We start from the raw sequence: 17,591 nt of genomic DNA on the forward strand, positions 1-17,591 counted from the left end.
GTGACAACAAAAATGCCCGACAAGGCGGCACTTGTCGGGGCAAGGAGGCTAAAATTTCAGATTGCGTCAGAGGGCTGAAATGCCGAGGTATGTGGTCTCAAATACAGGGTAGTTGGCGAATTGCCTCAGAGCTTTGCCAGCGACTGTTCGAGATCGGCGATGATGTCGGACACATCCTCGATGCCGACCGAGAGGCGCACGACGTCAGGACCGGCGCCGGCAGCCACCTGCTGCTCGGACGTCAGCTGCCGGTGCGTGGTGGAGGCCGGGTGGATGACGAGCGAGCGCGTGTCGCCGATGTTGGCGAGGTGCGAGAACATTTCCAGCCCCTCGACGAAGCGCTTGCCGGCCTCGTAGCCGCCCTTCAGGCCGAAGGTGAAGACGGCGCCAGCGCCCTTCGGCGAATAGCGCTGCTGCAGGGCGTGGTTGGGGTCGTCCTCCAAGCCCGCATAGTTGACCCACGAGATCTTGTCGTGCGTCTTCAGCCACTTGGCGACTGCAAGTGCGTTGTCACAATGGCGCTGCATGCGCAGCGGCAGGGTCTCGGAGCCGGTTACCAGCATGAAGGCGTTGAAGGGCGAGATCGCCGGGCCGAAGTCACGCAGACCCAGGACACGCGCGGCGATCGCAAAAGCGATGTTGCCGAAGGTCTGGTGCAGCACGACGCCGGCATATTCCGGGCGCGGCTCCGACAGAAGCGGATACTTGCCCGACTTCGACCAATCGAAGGTGCCGCCGTCGACGATGACGCCGCCCATGGAATTGCCGTGACCGCCGATGAACTTCGTCAGCGAGTGCACGACGATATCGGCGCCGTGCTCCAGGGGCCGCAGCAGGTAGGGCGTCGCCATCGTGTTATCGACGATCAGCGGCAGCTCGTGCTTGCGGGCGACCTCGGCGATTGCGGCAATGTCGACGAAGGTGCCGCCGGGGTTGGCGAGGCTTTCGATGAAGATTGCCTTGGTGCGCCGGTCGATTTTCGCCTCGAAGGAAGCCGGATCGGCAGGGTCGGCCCAGCGGACCTGCCAGTCGAAGGACTTGAAGGCGTGGCCGAACTGGTTGACCGAGCCGCCATAGAGACGGTTGGCGGCAATGAAGTTATCGCCGGGGCTCATGATCGTGTGGAAGACGAGCAATTGCGCAGCGTGGCCGGAGGCGACGGCGAGCGCCGCGGTGCCGCCTTCGAGTGCTGCAATGCGCTCTTCGAGCACCGCCTGCGTCGGGTTCATGATGCGGGTGTAGATGTTGCCGAACTGCTGCAGCCCGAAGAGTGCCGCGGCGTGATCGGTGTCGTTGAAGACGAAGCTCGTCGTCTGGTAGATCGGCGTCGCGCGCGCGCCCGTGGTCGGGTCGGGCTGTGCCCCCGCATGGATTGCGAGCGTGTTGAAACCTGGATTGTCTTTCGTCATCTACCCCTCCCGTGATCGAAACGCGGCGACCTGGTGGCGCGCCAGAAACGTTCTATCACCTTGAATCTGCGCGTTATCCGCGATCGAGCTTCCGCCGCTCCGGGCGGAAGCCGCGGCACTATTCCAGAGCCTTGGCGCGCGGTCAAAGAGGTTTTTGCGAAACTGGCGGTTGCGGAGGTGCCCGCAGATTTCGGCCGGGTCAGCCGATCAGACGCGGATACTCGATCGCCGGACAGCGGTCCATGACCACCTTGATGCCGGCGGCTTCCGCTTTCGCCGCAGCGCCGTCATGGCGCACGGAGAGCTGGCCCCAGATCGCCTTCGGCAGTGTCTCCAACGCGAGGATCTCGTCGACGAGCGCCGGCAGGGCGTCGGCAGCGCGGAACACGTCGACCATATCGATCGGCTCCTTGATATCGGCGAGCCGGCCGACCACGGCCTGGCCCTGGATGCTCTTGCCGACATGCCCGGGATTGATCGGGATCACCCGATAGCCCTTGCGCAGCAGAAACGCCATGACCCGATGGCTCGGACGCTCAGGATTGGGCGAAGCGCCGACAAGGGCGATCGTCTTGGTCTCGCGCAGAATGTCTGCGAGATAATAGTCCGGGTAAGCGTCGTGGTTCATCTGCAGCTTCGGATCCGTTCGTGTTAAACGGTCGTATAATGATGGCGAGGCCGGCCAAGTCAACCGTACGGCCCGCTCGTCCCCCGCCAAAGATTGCCGCTTCCGCAAGACTTTCCGGTTGCTTTTGCGCCCGTGCGGCGCGACAAGCGTCTCAACGCCCGCTACACCGTTTCCGAGGTTTCAATCTTGCCGCTTGATGTCATTGCGCTCGTCCTGTTCGGGGCGTTGTTGCACGCGACCTGGAATGCGTTGGTCAAGGCGGGAACGGAAAAGTCGCTCGACGCTGCGATGATCGCGCTCGGGGCCGCAGCCGTCGCCATCCCCTTCCTGCCGTTCATGCCGTTGCCCAAACCGGAAGCGTGGCCATACATCCTGGTTTCGGCACTGTTCCAGTTCGCCTATTTCCAGCTCGTCGCCGCATCCTATCGCGCCGGCGACATCGGCCTTGTCTATCCGCTGATGCGCGGAGCGGCACCGTTGATCGTCGCGATGACCAGTGGGGCATTGATCGGCGAAAAGCTCACCTTCGGAACGATGATCGGCATCCTGACGATTTCGGCCGGCGTGCTGACCCTTGCCTTCGAATCGCGAAAAGGCGGCAAACACGCGATCATTCTGGCGCTGCTCAATGCCTGCGTCATCGCCAGCTACACCTTTGTCGATGGCATCGGCGCACGCGTCTCGGGCAATGCGATCTCCTATACGCTGTGGATGGCGCTGCTGCCGCCGGTGCTGCTTTTTGCCTGGGCGTTTGCCCGGCGTGGCATCAAGCCGGTCGCCCGCCACGTCTACAAGAACTGGTGGCGGGGCCTGATCGGCGGCGCGGGCTCGATCGGCGCCTATGGCCTGGCGCTCTGGGCGATGACCAAAGCGCCGGTGGCCACCGTCGCTGCCCTTCGCGAAACCTCGATCCTCTTTGCGGTGGTGATCTCGGTCGTGTTCCTGAAAGAACCGGTCAGCGTCTGGCGCATCGCGGCTGCCTGCGTCATTGCGCTCGGCGCGCTGCTCCTGAAGCTCGCCTGACCGTCAGTCGTCCTTCCATTCCGGCATGCGCTTGCCGAGGAACGCACCGATGCCATCCTCGGCATCACGGGCGAGCATGTTTTCGACCATGACGCCGACGGCATAGTCGTAGGCCTCAGGCAGGTCCATCTCCGCCTGACGATAGAAAGCCTCCTTGCCGATCTTCAGCGCCTGCGGCGATTTCGAGGCGATCACGGCGGCATATTTGTCGACGACCTGGCGCAGATACTGCTGCGGCACGATGCGGTTGACGAGGCCGAAGTCCTTGGCGGTCGAGGCATCGACGGTCTCGCCGGTCAAAAGCATCTCCATCGCCTGCTTGCGATGCGCCGCACGCGTGAGTGCGACCATCGGCGTCGAGCAGAAGAGGCCGATATTGACGCCGGGCGTGCAGAAGGTGGAGCTGTCAGTGCAGATCGCGAGGTCGCAGCTCGCCACAAGTTGGCAGCCGGCCGCCGTTGCGAGCCCGTCGATCTCGGCGATGACGGCCTGCGGCAGCCGATTGATCTTCAGCATCAGCTCGGCGGCCATGCGGATCGTTTGCTCGAAGAAGGCCCTGCCCCGGTCCTCGTCGTCGCGGTGCGCAGTCATTTCCTTGAGATCGTGGCCGGCGGAAAACAGTTGGCCCGTCGCCGAGAGCACGACGACCTTGATGTCCTTCGAAGCGGCGACCGAATCGAACTCGGCGTGCAGGGTCTCCATCATGGCGATCGACAACACATTGGCCGGCGGGTTATTGAGCGTCAGCCGCAAGACTGGTCCGGACCGTTCCCGCAGCAGCAGGCCGTTCGGCTCTTCCTTCTTGAACGATACGACGTCGGCCATGGTCTTCTCCTGAAACTTGAACTGGCTTGGTGGTACGCCGGGCGCGCGTGCGGCGCAAGGTGACCGGAGAAACCCGTCGGCCGTTGCGTCTAAGACCTTTTTCCGCCTTGCGTCCGACCGTCAGCCGGTTTCAGGTGACGGCCAGCCATTTGAAGGATGCATCGCATGACCATCGAGCCGATCATGACCGTCGACGACCTCAACCGGTTTCTCGACACGGATTTTCCGCAGGTCCACACCGACGGCAAGGTATTTCACGTCACGGCAGTGGGCCCTGGCTTTGCCACGATGCGACTCGATCCGAACGAACGGCACATTCGCCCGGGCGGCACGGTTTCCGGCCCTACCCTCTTTGCGCTCGCCGACGTTTCCGCCTACGTCGCATTGATCGCCCATATCGGGCCGGTAGCGCTTGCGGTCACCACCAATCTCAACATCAACTTCCTGCGCAAGCCCGAGCCTGAACCGCTCGAATGCACCTGCCGCATCCTCAAACTCGGCAAGAGGCTCGCCGTTCTCGACGCATCGATCGTCAGGGTTGGCGATGATGATCTCATCGCCCATGCAACGGCGACCTATTCGATTCCACCACGCTAATTTGTGGTATCAAAATACCACATAACTAACATATTGTTTTTATTTATCTTTATTTCCACCGCGCGAATTTCGCGTTATTGACGCTTGTTTCGCAGTTGCGTATAAGCTGCCGCAGATCGCGGTCCTTACGGGCCGCTTTCTCTTTTGTCCGGAAAACCGGGCAAAACCAAGCAACAAGAAACGCCCAGCGGTTCGCCGCTCGGGTCCAAAGAAAGAGTTTTGATATGGCAACCTTCGTTCAGAAGCCTGCAGAGGTGGAGAAGAAGTGGATCATCATCGACGCCGAAGGCCTCGTTGTTGGTCGCCTCGCTTCCCTCATCGCAAACCGCCTGCGCGGCAAGCACAAAGCTACCTTCACCCCGCATGTTGACGACGGCGACAACGTCATCGTCATCAACGCCGAGAAGGCAGTTCTGACGGGCAAGAAGTACACCGACAAGAAGTACTACTGGCACACCGGCTACCCCGGCGGCATCAAGGAGCGCACCGCGCGCCAGATCATCGAAGGCCGCTTCCCGGAGCGCGTCATCGAGAAGGCCGTCGAGCGCATGGTTCCGCGCGGTCCGCTCGGCCGTCGCCAGATGAAGAACCTGCGCGTTTACGCAGGCGCCAACCACCCGCATGAAGCACAGCAGCCGACCGTCCTCGACGTCGCCAAGCTGAACAGCAAGAACACAAGGAGCGCCTGATAATGGCTGACCTTTCCGCTCTCAAGGACATCGCCACGACCGCGGAACCGGCTGCTCCGGTTCACGTCAAGAAGGTCGACGCCCAGGGTCGCTCCTACGCGACCGGCAAGCGTAAGGACGCTGTCGCCCGCGTATGGGTCAAGCCGGGTTCCGGCAAGATCACCATCAACGGCAAGCCCTACTCGGACTACTTCGCCCGTCCGGTTCTGCAGATGATCCTGCAGCAGCCGATCGTCGCTGCTGCCCGTGACGGCCAGTTCGACATCGACGCGACCGTTGCTGGCGGTGGTCTTTCCGGCCAGGCCGGTGCCGTTCGTCACGGCATCTCCAAGGCACTCACCTACTTCGAACCGGGCCTGCGCTCCGTTCTGAAGCGCGGTGGCTTCCTCACCCGCGACAGCCGCGTGGTCGAGCGTAAGAAGTACGGCCGTGCGAAGGCACGTCGTTCGTTCCAGTTCTCGAAGCGTTAATCGCTTCAACTGCGACACTTGGAAAGGCGGGGCTTTGCTCCGCCTTTTTTTGTTATTGTGCCCACACGAATCGACCGCGTCGCAACTGAGACCTTCCGAGGCATCGCATGACAGACTCTCCCGTCACCAAGACCCCAGAGCCGCCCTACTACATCGTCACCTTCGCGTCGCGACGCACGACCGGCGATCACGGCTACGACAACATGGGAGAAGAAATGGAGCGCCTTGCGCGCGAGCAGCCGGGTTTTCTCGGTCTTGAAAGCGTGCGCGGCGCCGACGGCTTCGGCATTACCAATTCCTATTGGGCGGACGAAGAGAGCATCGCGGCGTGGAAGAGCAACGTGCGGCACCTGTCCGCGCAGCGGCTCGGACGCGAGCGCTGGTACAAGGACTATCAGGTGCGCGTCGGCAAGATCGAACGCCAATATGGCTTTGAACGTCCTTAGTTGACCCGGCGACCGATCTAAATCGGCAGTTCCGTCGTCGACTTGAGCTCACGCAGGACGAAGCTCGACACGACCGTGCGTACATGCGGATTGCGCATCAGATAGCGCGTCATGAAGGTGTCGTAGCTTTCGACGTCGTTGGCGCGGATCTTCAGCATGTAGTCGAATGTGCCGGAAAGAGCGTAGCACTCCATGATTTCCGGCCGGTCGTGCACGACAGCAGAGAACGCAGCTATTGCCTCGTCGTGGTGATCCTCAAGCGTGACATGCGCGATGATGCAGAGTTTGAGGTCGAGCTTTGCCGGATCGAGCAGCGCCACTCGCTTGCGGATGACGCCCTCCGTCTCCAGTTCCTGCAGCCGCCGCCAGGCCGAGCTTTGCGACATGCCGGCTTTCTCGGCGAGGTCGGAGAGCGATTGGCCACTATCGGCCTGAATCAGCCGCAGCAACTTCCGGATTGGCTGAAGATTTTCTTTCACATCGGACGGCATTTCGAATTTTCCTCCCGCCATCAGGCCTCCACCTGGCAACTGTGGAACAAATACTCGCTCCATCCGCGATACAATTGCAACAGGAGAAGTGTTCTGGCGAATGAGGAGACGTCATGACCAAGGAAAGCACATACACCGCCAAGCTACCGGAGCCTGACGGCACCTATCTTTATACCCCGGAAGAGGATGCGATCTGGGGCGAGTTGTACGAGCGGCAGATGAAGCTTCTGGCAGACAAGGCGTGCGACGAATACCTCGAAGGCGCCAAGACACTCAACCTCGGCCCTGACCATGTACCGCAGTTGAAGGACGTCAACCGGCGCCTCGCCGATACCACGGGCTTCGGCGTCGAAGGCGTGCCGGCGCTCATTCCGCCATCTCGCTTCTATGAGCTTCTGTCCCAGGGCAAATTTCCACTGGCGACCTTCATCCGCCGCCGCGAGCACATCGATTACATCGAAGAGCCCGACATCTTCCACGAAGTCTTCGGCCACTGCCCGCTTCTGACCAACCAGAGCTATGCCCATTTCGTCCGTCGCTTCGGCGAGAAAGCCGTGTCGCTCGGCAAGGGCTATTCGTGGCACATGTTCCGGATCTTTTGGTTCACCGTCGAGTTCGGCCTCATCAACACGCCGAAGGGCCGCCGCGCCTATGGCGCCGGCATCGTGTCTTCGCCGAACGAGACACGAAATGCGATGGAAACCCCCGGCGTCGAATTCCGCCCGTTCGACCTGATGACCGTGCTCAGAACGCCCTACCGCATCGATATCGTCCAGCCGATCTACTATGTGATCGACAGCTTTGCCCAGCTCGAAATGATCATCGAAGAGGATATCACCGCGCGCATCACCGAAGCGAAGGCGCTCGGCGACTTCGCCCCCACCTACGAGGCCAAGGCCTCGTAATTGCCGAAGAATTGGCCGGCAGGGCCTTGCCTTGCCGGCTACGATTGTCCAACCTTCCGCCACCACAGGTTTGAGCGGGATGCGCGCAGAGGATGCGCCCTTTCCGGCTCCGAGGCAGAGGCGGGATATGGCGAACAGGACAATCGATCACGCGCTGACGGCGCGCTCACTCACCTCGGCGGCATCCGATCCGACTCATGCCGGCATTCTCTCCTTCATGCGCCGCAAGTATTCCAAGCAGCTGAAGGGCGTCGATGCCGTCGTCTGGGGCATTCCCTTCGATGCCGCCACCTCGAACCGGCCCGGCGCCCGCTTCGGACCGCAGGCGATCCGCCGCGCCTCGGCGATCTTCGACAACGATCCGCAATATCCGTTCGAGCGCGATCTCTTCTCGGAAATGGCGACGATCGACTATGGCGATTGCCTGCTCGACTACGGCAATCATTCGAAGACGCCGTCAACGATCGAACGCGAGGCCGCCAAGATCATCCGGAGCGGCGCCTATCTGCAGGCACTCGGCGGCGATCACTTTGTCACCTACCCGATCCTGAAAGCGCAGGCAGCCATCCACGGCCCCCTCGCCCTCGTGCAGTTCGACGCGCATCAGGATACCTGGCCGGACGAGCGCGGGCGGATCGATCACGGCTCCTTCGTCGGCCGTGCGGCGCGCGAGGGCCTGATCGATACCGACGCATCGATCCAGATCGGCATTCGCACCCACGCGCCGGAGGATTGCGGCATCCGCATTCTCTATGGCTACGACGTCGAAGAGATGAACGCTGCCGAGATCGCCGAGACGATCATAAGGCAGGTCGGCGAGCGCAAGGCCTATCTCACTTTCGACATCGACGGCCTCGATCCTGCCTATGCGCCCGGCACCGGCACGCCTGTTGCCGGCGGCCCGTCGAGCGCCAAGATCCTGTCGGTGCTGCGCAAGCTCGGCGCGCTCACGGTCGTCGGCAGCGATGTGGTCGAAGTGGCCCCTGCCTACGACCACGCGGACGTCACCGCGATCGCCGGAGCGACGGTCGCGATGTACATGCTGGGCTTGCATGCGGAGAAGCTTGCCGAGCGTGCGCCGCTTCGCTGAAGACAAGCGTCACCGTTGCGACCAAGGGCGCCTGCTTGTATAGAAACAGACGGGGCTGGCGGCGGTCCGCCCGCCTGTTGAGAAATTGATTCAATTCTATGCCAGAATGATTCCGGAACGACCCCTAACCTACTGGCAGAACGGGAAAATCATGAAACCGAAGATCTTCATCGATGGCGAACACGGCACCACGGGCCTGCAGATCCGCACGCGCATGGCCGGCCGTAGCGATCTCGAACTGCTTTCCATTCCGGAAGCGGAACGACGCAACGCCGCGATGCGCGAAGATCTTCTGAACGACGCGGACATCGCCATCCTGTGCCTGCCTGACGACGCTTCGCGCGAGGCTGTTTCGATGGTCTCCGGCAACAACAAGGTGCGCATCATCGACACCTCGACCGCGCACCGCATTGCGCCCGACTGGGCCTATGGCTTTGCCGAAATGGACAATGCGCAACCGGAGAAGATCCGCAGTGCCCGTTGCGTCGCCAACCCCGGCTGCTATCCGACGGGCGCGATCGGCGTCATCCGGCCGCTGCGCCAGGCCGGCATCCTGCCGGACGGCTATCCGGTAACGGTCAATGCGGTTTCCGGCTACACCGGCGGCGGCAAGCAGATGATCGCGCAGATGGAGGACGAGACCAATGCGGATCACATCAGCGCGCCGCACTTCCTCTATGGCCTGACACTCAAGCACAAGCACGTGCCGGAGATGAAGATGCACGGCCTGCTCGACCGGGCGCCGGTCTTTGCCCCATCCGTCGGCAAGTTTGCGCAAGGCATGATCGTCCAGGTGCCGCTCTATCTCGAAGACCTCGCCGCCGGCGCCACGCTGGAGACGATCCATGCCGCACTCGTTGAGCACTATGCCGGCCAGTCGATCGTCGAGGTCGTGCCACTTGCGACAAGCGAGACGCTCGCTCGCATCGACGCCACGGAGCTTGCCGGCAAGGACACGATGAAGCTCTTCGCCTTCGGCACCAGTGGCGGCAATCATGTCAACCTCGTCGCCCTGCTCGACAATCTCGGCAAGGGCGCATCGGGTGCTGCGGTCCAGAACATGGACCTGATGCTGTCCGCCTGATCGGCAAATCAGTTGCAAAACAAAAGACCCCGGCGAGCCCACTCGCCGGGGTCTTTTTCATCGCATCCGCTGATGCATCAGTCGCGGTACTCGATCGCTGTCGGCCGCGGATATTCGCCATAGAAACCGCGCCAGTGGGCAATGGCGAAACCGAGCACGACGAGCGCGCCGCCCTGATGCGCCACGCCCCAACCGATCGGCACCTGCAGCACCAGCGTCATGATGCCGATCACCGCTTGGGCGCTGATCAGCAGGAACAGGAGCACCGAGCGCCGCGCATGAGTGGTTTCGGGCGCTGCCCTGAGCGAGGCGATCATGTGCATCAGCGCGAAGGCGAAGAGCACATAGGCGCCGATCCGGTGGACGAACTGCACCGTCTTCGGATTTTCAAAGAGATTGATCCACCAGGGCTGCTGCAGGAACAGGTCCTGCGGGATGATCGCGCCATCCATCAGCGGCCAGGTATTGTAGCTGAAACCGGCATCGAGACCGGCAACGAGCGCGCCGAGATAGATCTGGAACAGGCTGAAAATAGCGATGATCGCCGCCATCTTGCGCGAACGATCGGTCGGCGCCGTGTCGTTGGAATGGGAGCTCAGCCCGCGGAAGATCCACATACAGGCGGCAAAGATCAGACAGGCGATGACGAGGTGCGTCGCAAGCCGGTACTGGCTGACCTCCGTGCGCTCGACGAGGCCGGAGGAAACCATCCACCAGCCGATGAAGCCCTGAAAGCCGCCCAGCGCGAGAATGCCGAGCAGCGGCATACGGAGCTTGCGCTCTACCTTTCCGGTGAACCAGAAGAAAGCGAGCGGCAGCGCGAAGATCAAACCGATGGTGCGGGCAAGCAAACGGTGTGCCCATTCCCACCAGAAGATCGTCTTGAATTGTTCCACCGTCATGCCGCTGTTCATCTGCTGGTATTGCGGAATGCGCTGGTAGAGCTGGAACTCCTCTTCCCACTCTGCGGCTGAAAGCGGCGGGATGACGCCGTGGATCGGCTTCCATTCGGTGATCGACAGGCCCGATTCCGTCAGCCGCGTCGCACCGCCGACGAGCACCAGCGCAAAGAGCGTAAAGAGCACGACGGCCAGCCAGCCGCGGATCTGCCGGCGGTTGCGGTCGGTCTTGCCGATCTCATTTCGAAGCATTTGTTCAGTCGCCAATTCGACGCCGGCCATCATGTTCCCTCTGGTGTCGCAGGGTTGTCGGCGGCGCAACCGGACGGATCAACGGTCGCACCTTCAGGAAAGCCGTTGATTTGCACCAGAGCGGCATGCAAAACAAGGCCGAAACCTTTGCGGCATGCGGTCGCGGCCGTCCGCGTCCATTTGTCCCTGTGAAAGATATGAAATGCCCGTACGCCTCAGAAAGCTGATCGGCACGATCCTGATCATCATCCTCGTCGTCGTCTATGCACTGGCCGCCGTCACCTTTGCCTCGCTGCTGCTCGGCGCCGCCCCCTGGTACGTGCATCTGGCCTACTTCTTCTTCACCGGCCTGCTCTGGATCTTGCCGGCGATGCTGATTATCAAATGGATGGAAAAGCCGGCGCGCGACCGCTGAGCTTAGGCGCGGCAGCCATTCGAGGAGACGCCCGTGAAACTTGCGGTCATCGCTGATATCCATGGCAACGATCTCGCCCTCGAAGCCGTGCTCGCGGACATCGATGCGCTCGGCATCACCGACATCGTCAATCTCGGTGATCACCTGAGCGGTCCGCTCAATGCGGCGCGCACCGCCGACATCCTTATCGAGCGGACGATCCTTTCGATCCGAGGCAATCACGATCGTTATCTCCTGACGATCGATCCGCATGAAATGGGGCTGTCCGATCGTGCAGCCTATGATCAATTGCAGCCGCAGCACCGCGAATGGCTGGGCACCCTACCCGTCGCGCACGTCCACAAGGAAACGTTCTTCCTGTGCCATGCGACGCCGACCGATGATGAGACCTACTGGCTGGAGGCTCTGACGGCCGACGGCACCGTCCACATGGCGCAGCGTTCGGCGATCGAGGCGAAAGCAGCCGGCGTCGACTATCCGGTGATCCTTTGCGGCCACACCCATATCCAGCGCGCCGTGCGGCTTTCCGATGGCCGCCTCGTCGTCAATCCCGGCAGCGTGGGCTGCCCCGGCTATGACGATGACCAACCGGTGCCGCACAAGGTCGAGGCCGGCTCCCCGGACGCTCGCTACGCGATCATCGAGAAATCGGCCTCGGGGTGGCACGTCATCTTCCGCAATGTCCCCTATGACTGGATGGCAATGTCCCGGCTTGCGGCCAGCCGCAACCGCATGGAATGGGCAAAGGCGTTGGCCACCGGCTTTCTCGATTGAAATTTGCGCGCGCTTCACATGCCTCGCTTCACGCTTTGCTAACCGCGTTCGCCGGTTGTCCCCAATCGGCTTCATAAGTATTCCCGAATTAAAGCGATCGTAGCAGGCATGAGGTTCAATCACTCCGCAACAAGGACCGGAAGACACCCGCGATGACGAACTCGGAAATCACCATGGACGGCTCCGGCGATCGCCGCGCGCATGCGTCCTTGCGTGCAGGTCCGAGCGAGGCCGCAGGCCGTTTCGAAGTCTCGCTCCACCGCAGCATGGAACCGCTCGAAGCCGAATGGCACATGCTCGACAACCTTTCCGGGAACTCGCTGCATCATGCCTATCAATGGTGCCGCACCTGGGCTGAGACTCACGCAAGCGACCTCGCCCTGTTGCGGGTAACGGTCGATGGCGAACTCTTCCTCATCCTGCCGCTCGAGGTGGCGCAGGGGCGCCTGTTTCGAACGGCCCGCCTCATCGGAACCGGGCACAGCAACCTCAACACGGGCCTCTTCGCCCGCAACGCTTCAGCCGCCCTTACCACACCTGCGCGCGCCGACGCGCTCGCCCGGGCGATTTGCGGCGCGCTCAGCGGCCTTGCCGACATCGTCATGCTCGACCGTCTGCCGAGCGACTGGCGCGGCGACCCCAGCCCCCTCGCCCTGCTCCCCGGCGTTGCAAATCCCAACCCGTCGTTTCAGCTTCCGCTTCTCGGCGGCATTCAGCCCACGCTGGCGCAGATCAACGCCAAACGCCGACGCAAGAAGATGCGCATTTCCGAGCGCCGGCTGGCGGAAATGGGTGGCTACGACTACGTGATCGCCCGCACCAGCGACGAGGCCCACGCGCTGCTCGATACCTTCTTTCGGCAGAAGGCGACGCGCTTTCAGACGCTCGGCCTTCCCGATGTCTTCCAGGACCCGGAAACACAGGCATTTTTCCACGCGCTCGCCGCCCGTACAGACGATGACCTGCATCTCATGGAACTCAATGCCATTCGCCTCCGGGGCGAGCATGACGGCCGGATCGTCGCCGTCGCCGGACTTTCTCGCAAGGCCGATCACGTGATCTGCCAGTTCGGATCGATCGACGAAGCGCTGGCCGGCGACGCCAGTCCGGGTGAACTGCTGTTCTACCGCATGATCGAACGTCTGTCGGGCGAAGGCGTACGCCTGTTCGATTTCGGCGTCGGCGACCAGCCCTACAAGCGTTCCTGGTGCACGATCGAAACGCCGCTGCGCGATATCGTGTTGCCGGTGACGCTCGCCGGCCGGCTCGCAAGCCTGCGGCATCATCTCGTCGTGAGGGCAAAAAGGGCGATCAAGGCGAACAGGGCCATATACCACCGGATCCAGCGCACACGGCGGCGCAGGCAGGGCAAGGCCTTCGTCGGCAGCGCCGACTAATCACCAGACTCCAAAGACCTCGGCGCGGAGTGGCCGATGACCGGCGCCGCCTTATGCGGCGTCGCGGTCCGGGTAGTCGGGATCCGATTGCACCTGGCCCGTCATCAGCACGATGTCGCGATAGCCGGCAGCGCCAAAACTGGTCAGCACCTCGACGATGCGTTCGTCGCTGACCGACGGCGCCGACAGGATGATTTCCGCGCCATCGCGGCCGGCGATCTTCTCGACGGCCATTTCGTCGGCCGGGCCGCACTCGAGCAGGACGAGATCATAGGCGTTGATCAAGGCGTCGATGATCATCTTCAGCCGTTCGATGCCGCGCATCGCCTGGCGCGGATCGGCATCACCCTGGGGAATGATATGCGCGTCGGAAAAACGATCCGCGTGGATCGTGTCCGTGAACGGCACCTCCCCCGCCAAGAGGTTGGTGATCCCCGGAAGCTGCTGCGAGCGCGCCATCAGGCGTGTCGGGCAGGCAGAGCCCGTGAGGTCGATCAGGACGACCTTCAATTCCTCTTCGGCCAGCAATCGCGCCAGCATCACAGTGGCGGTAGAGCCTTCGTCTCCGCCGGGCGACACCGAAATCGCAACGCGCACGTTGGTGGCGCGCAGATGCTCGGCAACGGCCTCGATCGAGAAATCCGGTTCGGCGACCTCTTCCGTGTCCTGCGCAAGCGATGCGTCCGCCGCAGGTAGCAACTCGACCGCATCATCGGCGGCGGGCGAAGCCACAGGCGAGGCCTTAGCCAGCTCGACCGGCGGCAAATCGGCAACGCTCGCAGCGAGCGCCGGCCTTGGGCGGACCGGTGCCCGCTCGCCCGTTGCCGAGACCGGCCGCAATGCCCGCCCGCTGAAAAGCTCTCCAAGCATGATGGCGACACAGCTCAAGAGGAACGTGGCGAGCGCCGCAACAATCGTGATCGGCAGCACCTTCGGAAAGCTCGCGCCGGTTGGAACCACGGCAGTTGAAATGACGCGCGCGTCGGCGGGCGTCGCATTCTCCACCGTGCGCGATGTCGCCTCGCGATAACGCGCGAGATAGGTCTCCAGCAATTGCCGCTGTGCGGTCGCTTCGCGCTCGAGCGCGCGCAGCCCCACCTCTTCCTCACCCGCCTGGGCCGACTGCGCCTTCAGCGCATTCAACTGCTGGGTGAGCTTCTGTTCGCGTAGCTCACCGACCTTCGCCTCGTTTTCAAGGCTCGTCAGGATCTTGCGGGTCTCTGTGCTGATCTGGCCGCGGATGCCCTCGAGCTGCGACTTCAGCGCCTTCAGGCGCGGATGACCGTCGAGCAGGGTCGTCGACAGGTCGGCGACCTGCGCCTGAAGGTTGGCCTCGGTCTCCTTCAGACGCTGGATCATCTGGGAACCGACGACGTCGGCAATGGTGTCCGGCGCGCGGCCGCTTGCAAGCGCTGAACGCACGCCGGCGGCACGCGCTTCCGCATTGGCGCGCTCGCCGCGCACCCGGGTCAGCTCCGTCGAAATATCCGTCAGTTGCCGTGTTGCGAAGTTCGTGGTCTCGCCGGTCGGCAACAGGTCGGACGAGGCGCGATAGGCCGCCACCTTTGCTTCGGCATCGCGCACCTTCTCGCGCAGATTGGCGATCTCCGGCTCGAGCCAGCGCGTCGCCTCGGAATTGGTGTCGAGCTTTGCGCCGCTCTGAAGCGCCAGGAAGACCTTCGCCATTTCGTTGGGCACGGCGGCCGCAAGCTGGCGGTCCTTGGAAGTGAAGCCGATCGCGATCACCCGCGACTTTTCCACCTGGTAGACCTGGAGCTTGTCGGAGAATTCCTTGAGCACCCTCTCCTCGGGCGGCATCTCCAGCGGGTTCTTCTTCAGCCCGAGCATCACGAGAAGATCCGAAAGCGCCGAGGGCGCCGACGACGGATCAAATTCCTTGAGCTCGTAGAGCTTCATGTTGCGGGCGACCTGCTTGATGAGGTCGGCCGACTTGAGCACCTGCACCTGGCTGAGGATCCCGGATTCGTCGAAGACACGGTCGGCGCCCGCCTGGGAAGCCTGGTTGGGGCCGCTGAACTCCGGCTCGCGCGATTCGATCAGCACGCGGGTTTCGCTCTGATAATCCGGCGCGATCATCTTCGCGGCGCCAAAGGCAAGTGCCGCAACGCCGACGGTGGCGAGCAAAACCTTGACGCGCCGATCCCAGACGGCGCGAAACAGGCCGCCTAGGTCGATATCCACATCCTGCTGTGCGCTGCCGTTTCCGGACATGCTCCTGGCTCCGAACCGTCAAATCTCGCCGGACCGTAAAGGAACATGGTAACGCAAGGGTTAATGCAATCAACTTGTGGACGATGAAGGCCGGGTGAGGGCGCCACGCTTCCGCGAAAATTCTACCGCGAGTTTACCGGCTATTAACCCTAACGGATCGATAACGTCACAAAAGCTGGTCGTTTCCGGAGCCAATGAACCGTATGTCCACCGCAGCTATCAAGACGAGTCTCGCGATCACGGCGGCAGCGCTGTCGATTTTGCTCGGCGGCTGCACGAGCTACCAGCCCGCACCCAAGGCTTTCAGCGAAGCCACGATCCAGCCCTATCGGCTCGACAGCGGCGATCGCCTGCGCATTAACGTCTTCGAGCAGGCCGGCCTCAGCGGTACCTATACGGTCGATCAGGCCGGCTACGTCGCCTTCCCCTTGATCGGCACCGTCGCTTCGCGCGGCAGGACCCTGCCCGAGCTCGAGGGCATGATCGCCGCCAAGCTGAAGCAAGGCTACCTGCGCGACCCTGACGTCACGATCGAGGTCGATCGCTACCGTTCCGTCTTCATCATGGGCGAAGTCGGCCAGGCCGGCCAATACGCCTATGTGCCCGGCATGACCGTGCAGAATGCGATCGCGGTCGCCGGCGGCTTCTCTCCGCGCGCCAACCAGTCGAACGCCGACATCACGCGCAAGATCAATGGCCGCATCATCACCGGCCGGGTGCCGATCACCGACGCGGTCCTTGCCGGCGACACGATCTATGTTCGCGAACGGCTGTTCTAACCTCGATGCAACAAGAGCGGCCGCTGCGCATCATCCACTGCTTCAGGTCGCCTGTAGGCGGGATATTCCGCCATGTTCGCGACCTGGCCGAGGCGCATGCCAAGGCCGGCCATGAAGTCGGCATCCTCTGCGACAGCACGACAGGCGGCAGCCACGAGGATCGGCTGTTCGACGAAATCCGCTCCCATCTGGCGCTCGGCCTCATACGGATGCCGATCCATCGCTCGGTCGGGCCTCAGGATTTTGCCGCGCTCTGGCGCGGCTACAAGGAAATTAGAAGTTTGCGACCGGATGTGTTGCATGGGCACGGCGCCAAAGGTGGCGTCATTGCCCGGCTCATCGGTTCAGCCTTGCGGGTCAACAGGTATCGCGTAGCCCGCCTCTATTCGCCGCATGGCGGCAGCCTGCACTACCGCCCCGGCTCCCTGACCGGGCGGTTGATCTTCCCGGCAGAACGCGTCCAGCAGCGGATAACGGACGCCCTCGTCTTCGTCTGCGATTTCGAGCGGCAAACCTATTTCGCAAAGGTCGGCACGCCGCGCGAACGCAACGAGCTGATCTACAACGGTATCGACGACCGGGAGTTCGAGATCGTCCCGCCCCGACCGAATGCGGTCGATTTTCTCTATATCGGCATGATGCGGGACCTGAAGGGTCCCGATCTTTTTGTGGAAGCTTTCGCGCAAACGGAAAGGCTTGTCGGCAGACCGTTGTCGGCGCTGATGATCGGCGATGGTCCGCAGCAGAAGGAATATAGCGACCTGGTGCAGCAGCAGGGTCTCGGCCGCCGCATCCGAATGCAACCGGCGATGAAGACGCGGGAGGCTTTCGCGCTGACACGCAACATCGTCGTTCCCTCGCGCGCCGAATCCATGCCCTACATCGTGCTCGAGGCGCTGGCGGCACGAAAGCCTGTCATCGCCAGCCGCGTCGGCGGCATCCCGGAAATTCTGGGGCGCAACAGCACCGCGCTTGCCGAGCCCGCCAATGCCCGGTCGCTCGCCGCCATCATGGCGCGCGCGATCACCGAGCATGACTGGGCGGCGCGTGTGATGCCCGATCCGAGCACGTTCAAGTCGCAATTTGCAGCTTCGGTAATGTCGGCGAATATGCTAAGGCTCTATCGGGAATTGTGCCGTTACCAGCCGTCCGCCGATAGCGTGTTGCCCACAACGTAAGCGTTTCT

The 17,591-nt window shown here is 62.5% G+C and carries 19 protein-coding genes; 13 read left to right on the plus strand and 6 right to left on the minus strand.

Annotation, left to right across the window (positions count from 1 at the left end):
• Positions 1-125: 125 nt before the first annotated feature.
• Both XB14_RS11185 and XB14_RS11190 read right to left on the minus strand, forming a co-directional pair.
• Positions 126-1,409 (minus strand): O-acetylhomoserine aminocarboxypropyltransferase, encoded by a 1,284-nt coding sequence (locus XB14_RS11185; RefSeq protein ID WP_077961594.1) that lies wholly within the window; start codon positions 1,407-1,409, stop codon positions 126-128.
• Between the two features lie 199 nt (positions 1,410-1,608).
• Entirely contained in the window at positions 1,609-2,037 is a 429-nt protein-coding gene (locus XB14_RS11190; protein ID WP_034803659.1) for a CoA-binding protein, read from the minus strand.
• A gap of 186 nt (positions 2,038-2,223) precedes the next feature.
• Between XB14_RS11190 and XB14_RS11195 the strand changes: the two genes are divergently transcribed.
• Positions 2,224-3,060 (plus strand): DMT family transporter, encoded by an 837-nt coding sequence (locus tag XB14_RS11195; RefSeq protein WP_077961969.1) that lies wholly within the window; start codon positions 2,224-2,226, stop codon positions 3,058-3,060.
• Between the two features lie 3 nt (positions 3,061-3,063).
• On the opposite strand, the gene XB14_RS11200 is transcribed toward XB14_RS11195, so the two are convergent.
• Positions 3,064-3,885 (minus strand): enoyl-CoA hydratase, encoded by an 822-nt coding sequence (locus tag XB14_RS11200; protein ID WP_077961595.1) that lies wholly within the window; start codon positions 3,883-3,885, stop codon positions 3,064-3,066.
• A 165-nt stretch (positions 3,886-4,050) separates the two neighbouring features.
• On the opposite strand from XB14_RS11200, the gene XB14_RS11205 reads away from it, so the two are divergent.
• From XB14_RS11205 to XB14_RS11220, 4 genes are all read left to right on the plus strand, one after another.
• Positions 4,051-4,482 carry a PaaI family thioesterase gene (locus XB14_RS11205; RefSeq protein ID WP_077961596.1) on the plus strand — a complete coding sequence of 144 codons (432 nt, stop codon included), beginning with the start codon at positions 4,051-4,053 and terminating at the stop codon, positions 4,480-4,482.
• Positions 4,483-4,706: 224 nt separating this feature from the next.
• The gene (rplM, locus tag XB14_RS11210) at positions 4,707-5,171 is read left to right on the plus strand and encodes a 50S ribosomal protein L13 (protein ID WP_077961597.1); all 465 of its coding nucleotides are present in this window, start codon (positions 4,707-4,709) and stop codon (positions 5,169-5,171) included.
• Positions 5,172-5,173: 2 nt separating this feature from the next.
• Entirely contained in the window at positions 5,174-5,641 is a 468-nt protein-coding gene (gene rpsI, locus XB14_RS11215) for a 30S ribosomal protein S9 (RefSeq protein WP_077961598.1), read from the plus strand.
• A 107-nt stretch (positions 5,642-5,748) separates the two neighbouring features.
• Entirely contained in the window at positions 5,749-6,087 is a 339-nt protein-coding gene (locus XB14_RS11220) for an antibiotic biosynthesis monooxygenase family protein (RefSeq protein WP_077961599.1), read from the plus strand.
• A gap of 17 nt (positions 6,088-6,104) precedes the next feature.
• Here the strand turns inward: XB14_RS11220 and XB14_RS11225 are convergent, their stop codons facing one another.
• Positions 6,105-6,578, minus strand: a complete 474-nt coding sequence (locus XB14_RS11225; RefSeq protein ID WP_077961600.1) for an Lrp/AsnC family transcriptional regulator — start codon at positions 6,576-6,578, stop codon at positions 6,105-6,107.
• A gap of 113 nt (positions 6,579-6,691) precedes the next feature.
• Here XB14_RS11225 and XB14_RS11230 point away from each other — a divergent pair, with 113 nt between their 5' ends.
• The 3 genes from XB14_RS11230 to argC all read left to right on the plus strand — a co-directional run bounded on the left by XB14_RS11230 (position 6,692) and on the right by argC (position 9,657).
• On the plus strand, positions 6,692-7,483 hold the full coding sequence (locus XB14_RS11230; protein ID WP_077961601.1) for a phenylalanine 4-monooxygenase: 792 nt from the start codon (positions 6,692-6,694) through the stop codon (positions 7,481-7,483).
• A gap of 127 nt (positions 7,484-7,610) precedes the next feature.
• A complete protein-coding gene (gene speB / locus XB14_RS11235) occupies positions 7,611-8,573 on the plus strand; it encodes an agmatinase (protein ID WP_077961604.1) in 963 nt (320 codons plus the stop codon).
• Positions 8,574-8,724: 151 nt separating this feature from the next.
• Complete coding sequence (gene argC, locus XB14_RS11240; protein WP_077961605.1) at positions 8,725-9,657, plus strand: N-acetyl-gamma-glutamyl-phosphate reductase; 933 nt, start codon at positions 8,725-8,727, stop codon at positions 9,655-9,657.
• Positions 9,658-9,734: 77 nt separating this feature from the next.
• On the opposite strand, the gene XB14_RS11245 is transcribed toward argC, so the two are convergent.
• On the minus strand, positions 9,735-10,838 hold the full coding sequence (locus XB14_RS11245; RefSeq protein ID WP_077961606.1) for a COX15/CtaA family protein: 1,104 nt from the start codon (positions 10,836-10,838) through the stop codon (positions 9,735-9,737).
• A gap of 172 nt (positions 10,839-11,010) precedes the next feature.
• Between XB14_RS11245 and XB14_RS11250 the strand changes: the two genes are divergently transcribed.
• The 3 genes from XB14_RS11250 to XB14_RS11260 all read left to right on the plus strand — a co-directional run bounded on the left by XB14_RS11250 (position 11,011) and on the right by XB14_RS11260 (position 13,394).
• A complete protein-coding gene (locus tag XB14_RS11250; RefSeq protein ID WP_043611500.1) occupies positions 11,011-11,223 on the plus strand; it encodes a DUF2842 domain-containing protein in 213 nt (70 codons plus the stop codon).
• A 33-nt stretch (positions 11,224-11,256) separates the two neighbouring features.
• Positions 11,257-11,997, plus strand: a complete 741-nt coding sequence (locus tag XB14_RS11255) for a metallophosphoesterase family protein (protein WP_077961607.1) — start codon at positions 11,257-11,259, stop codon at positions 11,995-11,997.
• Positions 11,998-12,149: 152 nt separating this feature from the next.
• Positions 12,150-13,394: a GNAT family N-acetyltransferase gene (locus XB14_RS11260; protein WP_077961608.1), complete on the plus strand. Its 1,245-nt coding sequence runs from the start codon at positions 12,150-12,152 to the stop codon at positions 13,392-13,394.
• A gap of 51 nt (positions 13,395-13,445) precedes the next feature.
• Here the strand turns inward: XB14_RS11260 and XB14_RS11265 are convergent, their stop codons facing one another.
• Positions 13,446-15,626 carry a GumC family protein gene (locus XB14_RS11265; RefSeq protein ID WP_077961609.1) on the minus strand — a complete coding sequence of 727 codons (2,181 nt, stop codon included), beginning with the start codon at positions 15,624-15,626 and terminating at the stop codon, positions 13,446-13,448.
• 203 nt (positions 15,627-15,829) lie between these two features.
• On the opposite strand from XB14_RS11265, the gene XB14_RS11270 reads away from it, so the two are divergent.
• Both XB14_RS11270 and XB14_RS11275 read left to right on the plus strand, forming a co-directional pair.
• Positions 15,830-16,405 (plus strand): polysaccharide biosynthesis/export family protein, encoded by a 576-nt coding sequence (locus XB14_RS11270; protein WP_077961610.1) that lies wholly within the window; start codon positions 15,830-15,832, stop codon positions 16,403-16,405.
• Positions 16,406-16,410: 5 nt separating this feature from the next.
• Positions 16,411-17,583: a glycosyltransferase family 4 protein gene (locus XB14_RS11275; RefSeq protein WP_077961613.1), complete on the plus strand. Its 1,173-nt coding sequence runs from the start codon at positions 16,411-16,413 to the stop codon at positions 17,581-17,583.
• Positions 17,584-17,591: the final 8 nt, after the last annotated feature.

Origin of the sequence: Ensifer adhaerens, assembly GCF_002007205.1 — a bacterium.
GTDB classification, from domain to species: domain Bacteria; phylum Pseudomonadota; class Alphaproteobacteria; order Rhizobiales; family Rhizobiaceae; genus Ensifer; species Ensifer adhaerens_D.

Bases quoted from the DNA above. Each gene is read 5' to 3' on its own strand.
- XB14_RS11185 (WP_077961594.1), bottom strand. From the start codon at position 1,409: ATGACGAAAGACAATCCAGGTTTCAACACGCTCGCAATCCATGCGGGG.
- XB14_RS11190 (WP_034803659.1), bottom strand. From the start codon at position 2,037: ATGAACCACGACGCTTACCCGGACTATTATCTCGCAGACATTCTGCGC.
- XB14_RS11200 (WP_077961595.1), bottom strand. From the start codon at position 3,885: ATGGCCGACGTCGTATCGTTCAAGAAGGAAGAGCCGAACGGCCTGCTG.
- XB14_RS11205 (WP_077961596.1), top strand. From the start codon at position 4,051: ATGACCATCGAGCCGATCATGACCGTCGACGACCTCAACCGGTTTCTC.
- rplM (WP_077961597.1), top strand. From the start codon at position 4,707: ATGGCAACCTTCGTTCAGAAGCCTGCAGAGGTGGAGAAGAAGTGGATC.
- rpsI (WP_077961598.1), top strand. From the start codon at position 5,174: ATGGCTGACCTTTCCGCTCTCAAGGACATCGCCACGACCGCGGAACCG.
- XB14_RS11220 (WP_077961599.1), top strand. From the start codon at position 5,749: ATGACAGACTCTCCCGTCACCAAGACCCCAGAGCCGCCCTACTACATC.
- XB14_RS11225 (WP_077961600.1), bottom strand. From the start codon at position 6,578: ATGCCGTCCGATGTGAAAGAAAATCTTCAGCCAATCCGGAAGTTGCTG.
- XB14_RS11230 (WP_077961601.1), top strand. From the start codon at position 6,692: ATGACCAAGGAAAGCACATACACCGCCAAGCTACCGGAGCCTGACGGC.
- speB (WP_077961604.1), top strand. From the start codon at position 7,611: ATGGCGAACAGGACAATCGATCACGCGCTGACGGCGCGCTCACTCACC.
- argC (WP_077961605.1), top strand. From the start codon at position 8,725: ATGAAACCGAAGATCTTCATCGATGGCGAACACGGCACCACGGGCCTG.
- XB14_RS11245 (WP_077961606.1), bottom strand. From the start codon at position 10,838: ATGGCCGGCGTCGAATTGGCGACTGAACAAATGCTTCGAAATGAGATC.
- XB14_RS11250 (WP_043611500.1), top strand. From the start codon at position 11,011: ATGCCCGTACGCCTCAGAAAGCTGATCGGCACGATCCTGATCATCATC.
- XB14_RS11260 (WP_077961608.1), top strand. From the start codon at position 12,150: ATGACGAACTCGGAAATCACCATGGACGGCTCCGGCGATCGCCGCGCG.
- XB14_RS11265 (WP_077961609.1), bottom strand. From the start codon at position 15,626: ATGTCCGGAAACGGCAGCGCACAGCAGGATGTGGATATCGACCTAGGC.
- XB14_RS11270 (WP_077961610.1), top strand. From the start codon at position 15,830: ATGTCCACCGCAGCTATCAAGACGAGTCTCGCGATCACGGCGGCAGCG.
- XB14_RS11275 (WP_077961613.1), top strand. From the start codon at position 16,411: ATGCAACAAGAGCGGCCGCTGCGCATCATCCACTGCTTCAGGTCGCCT.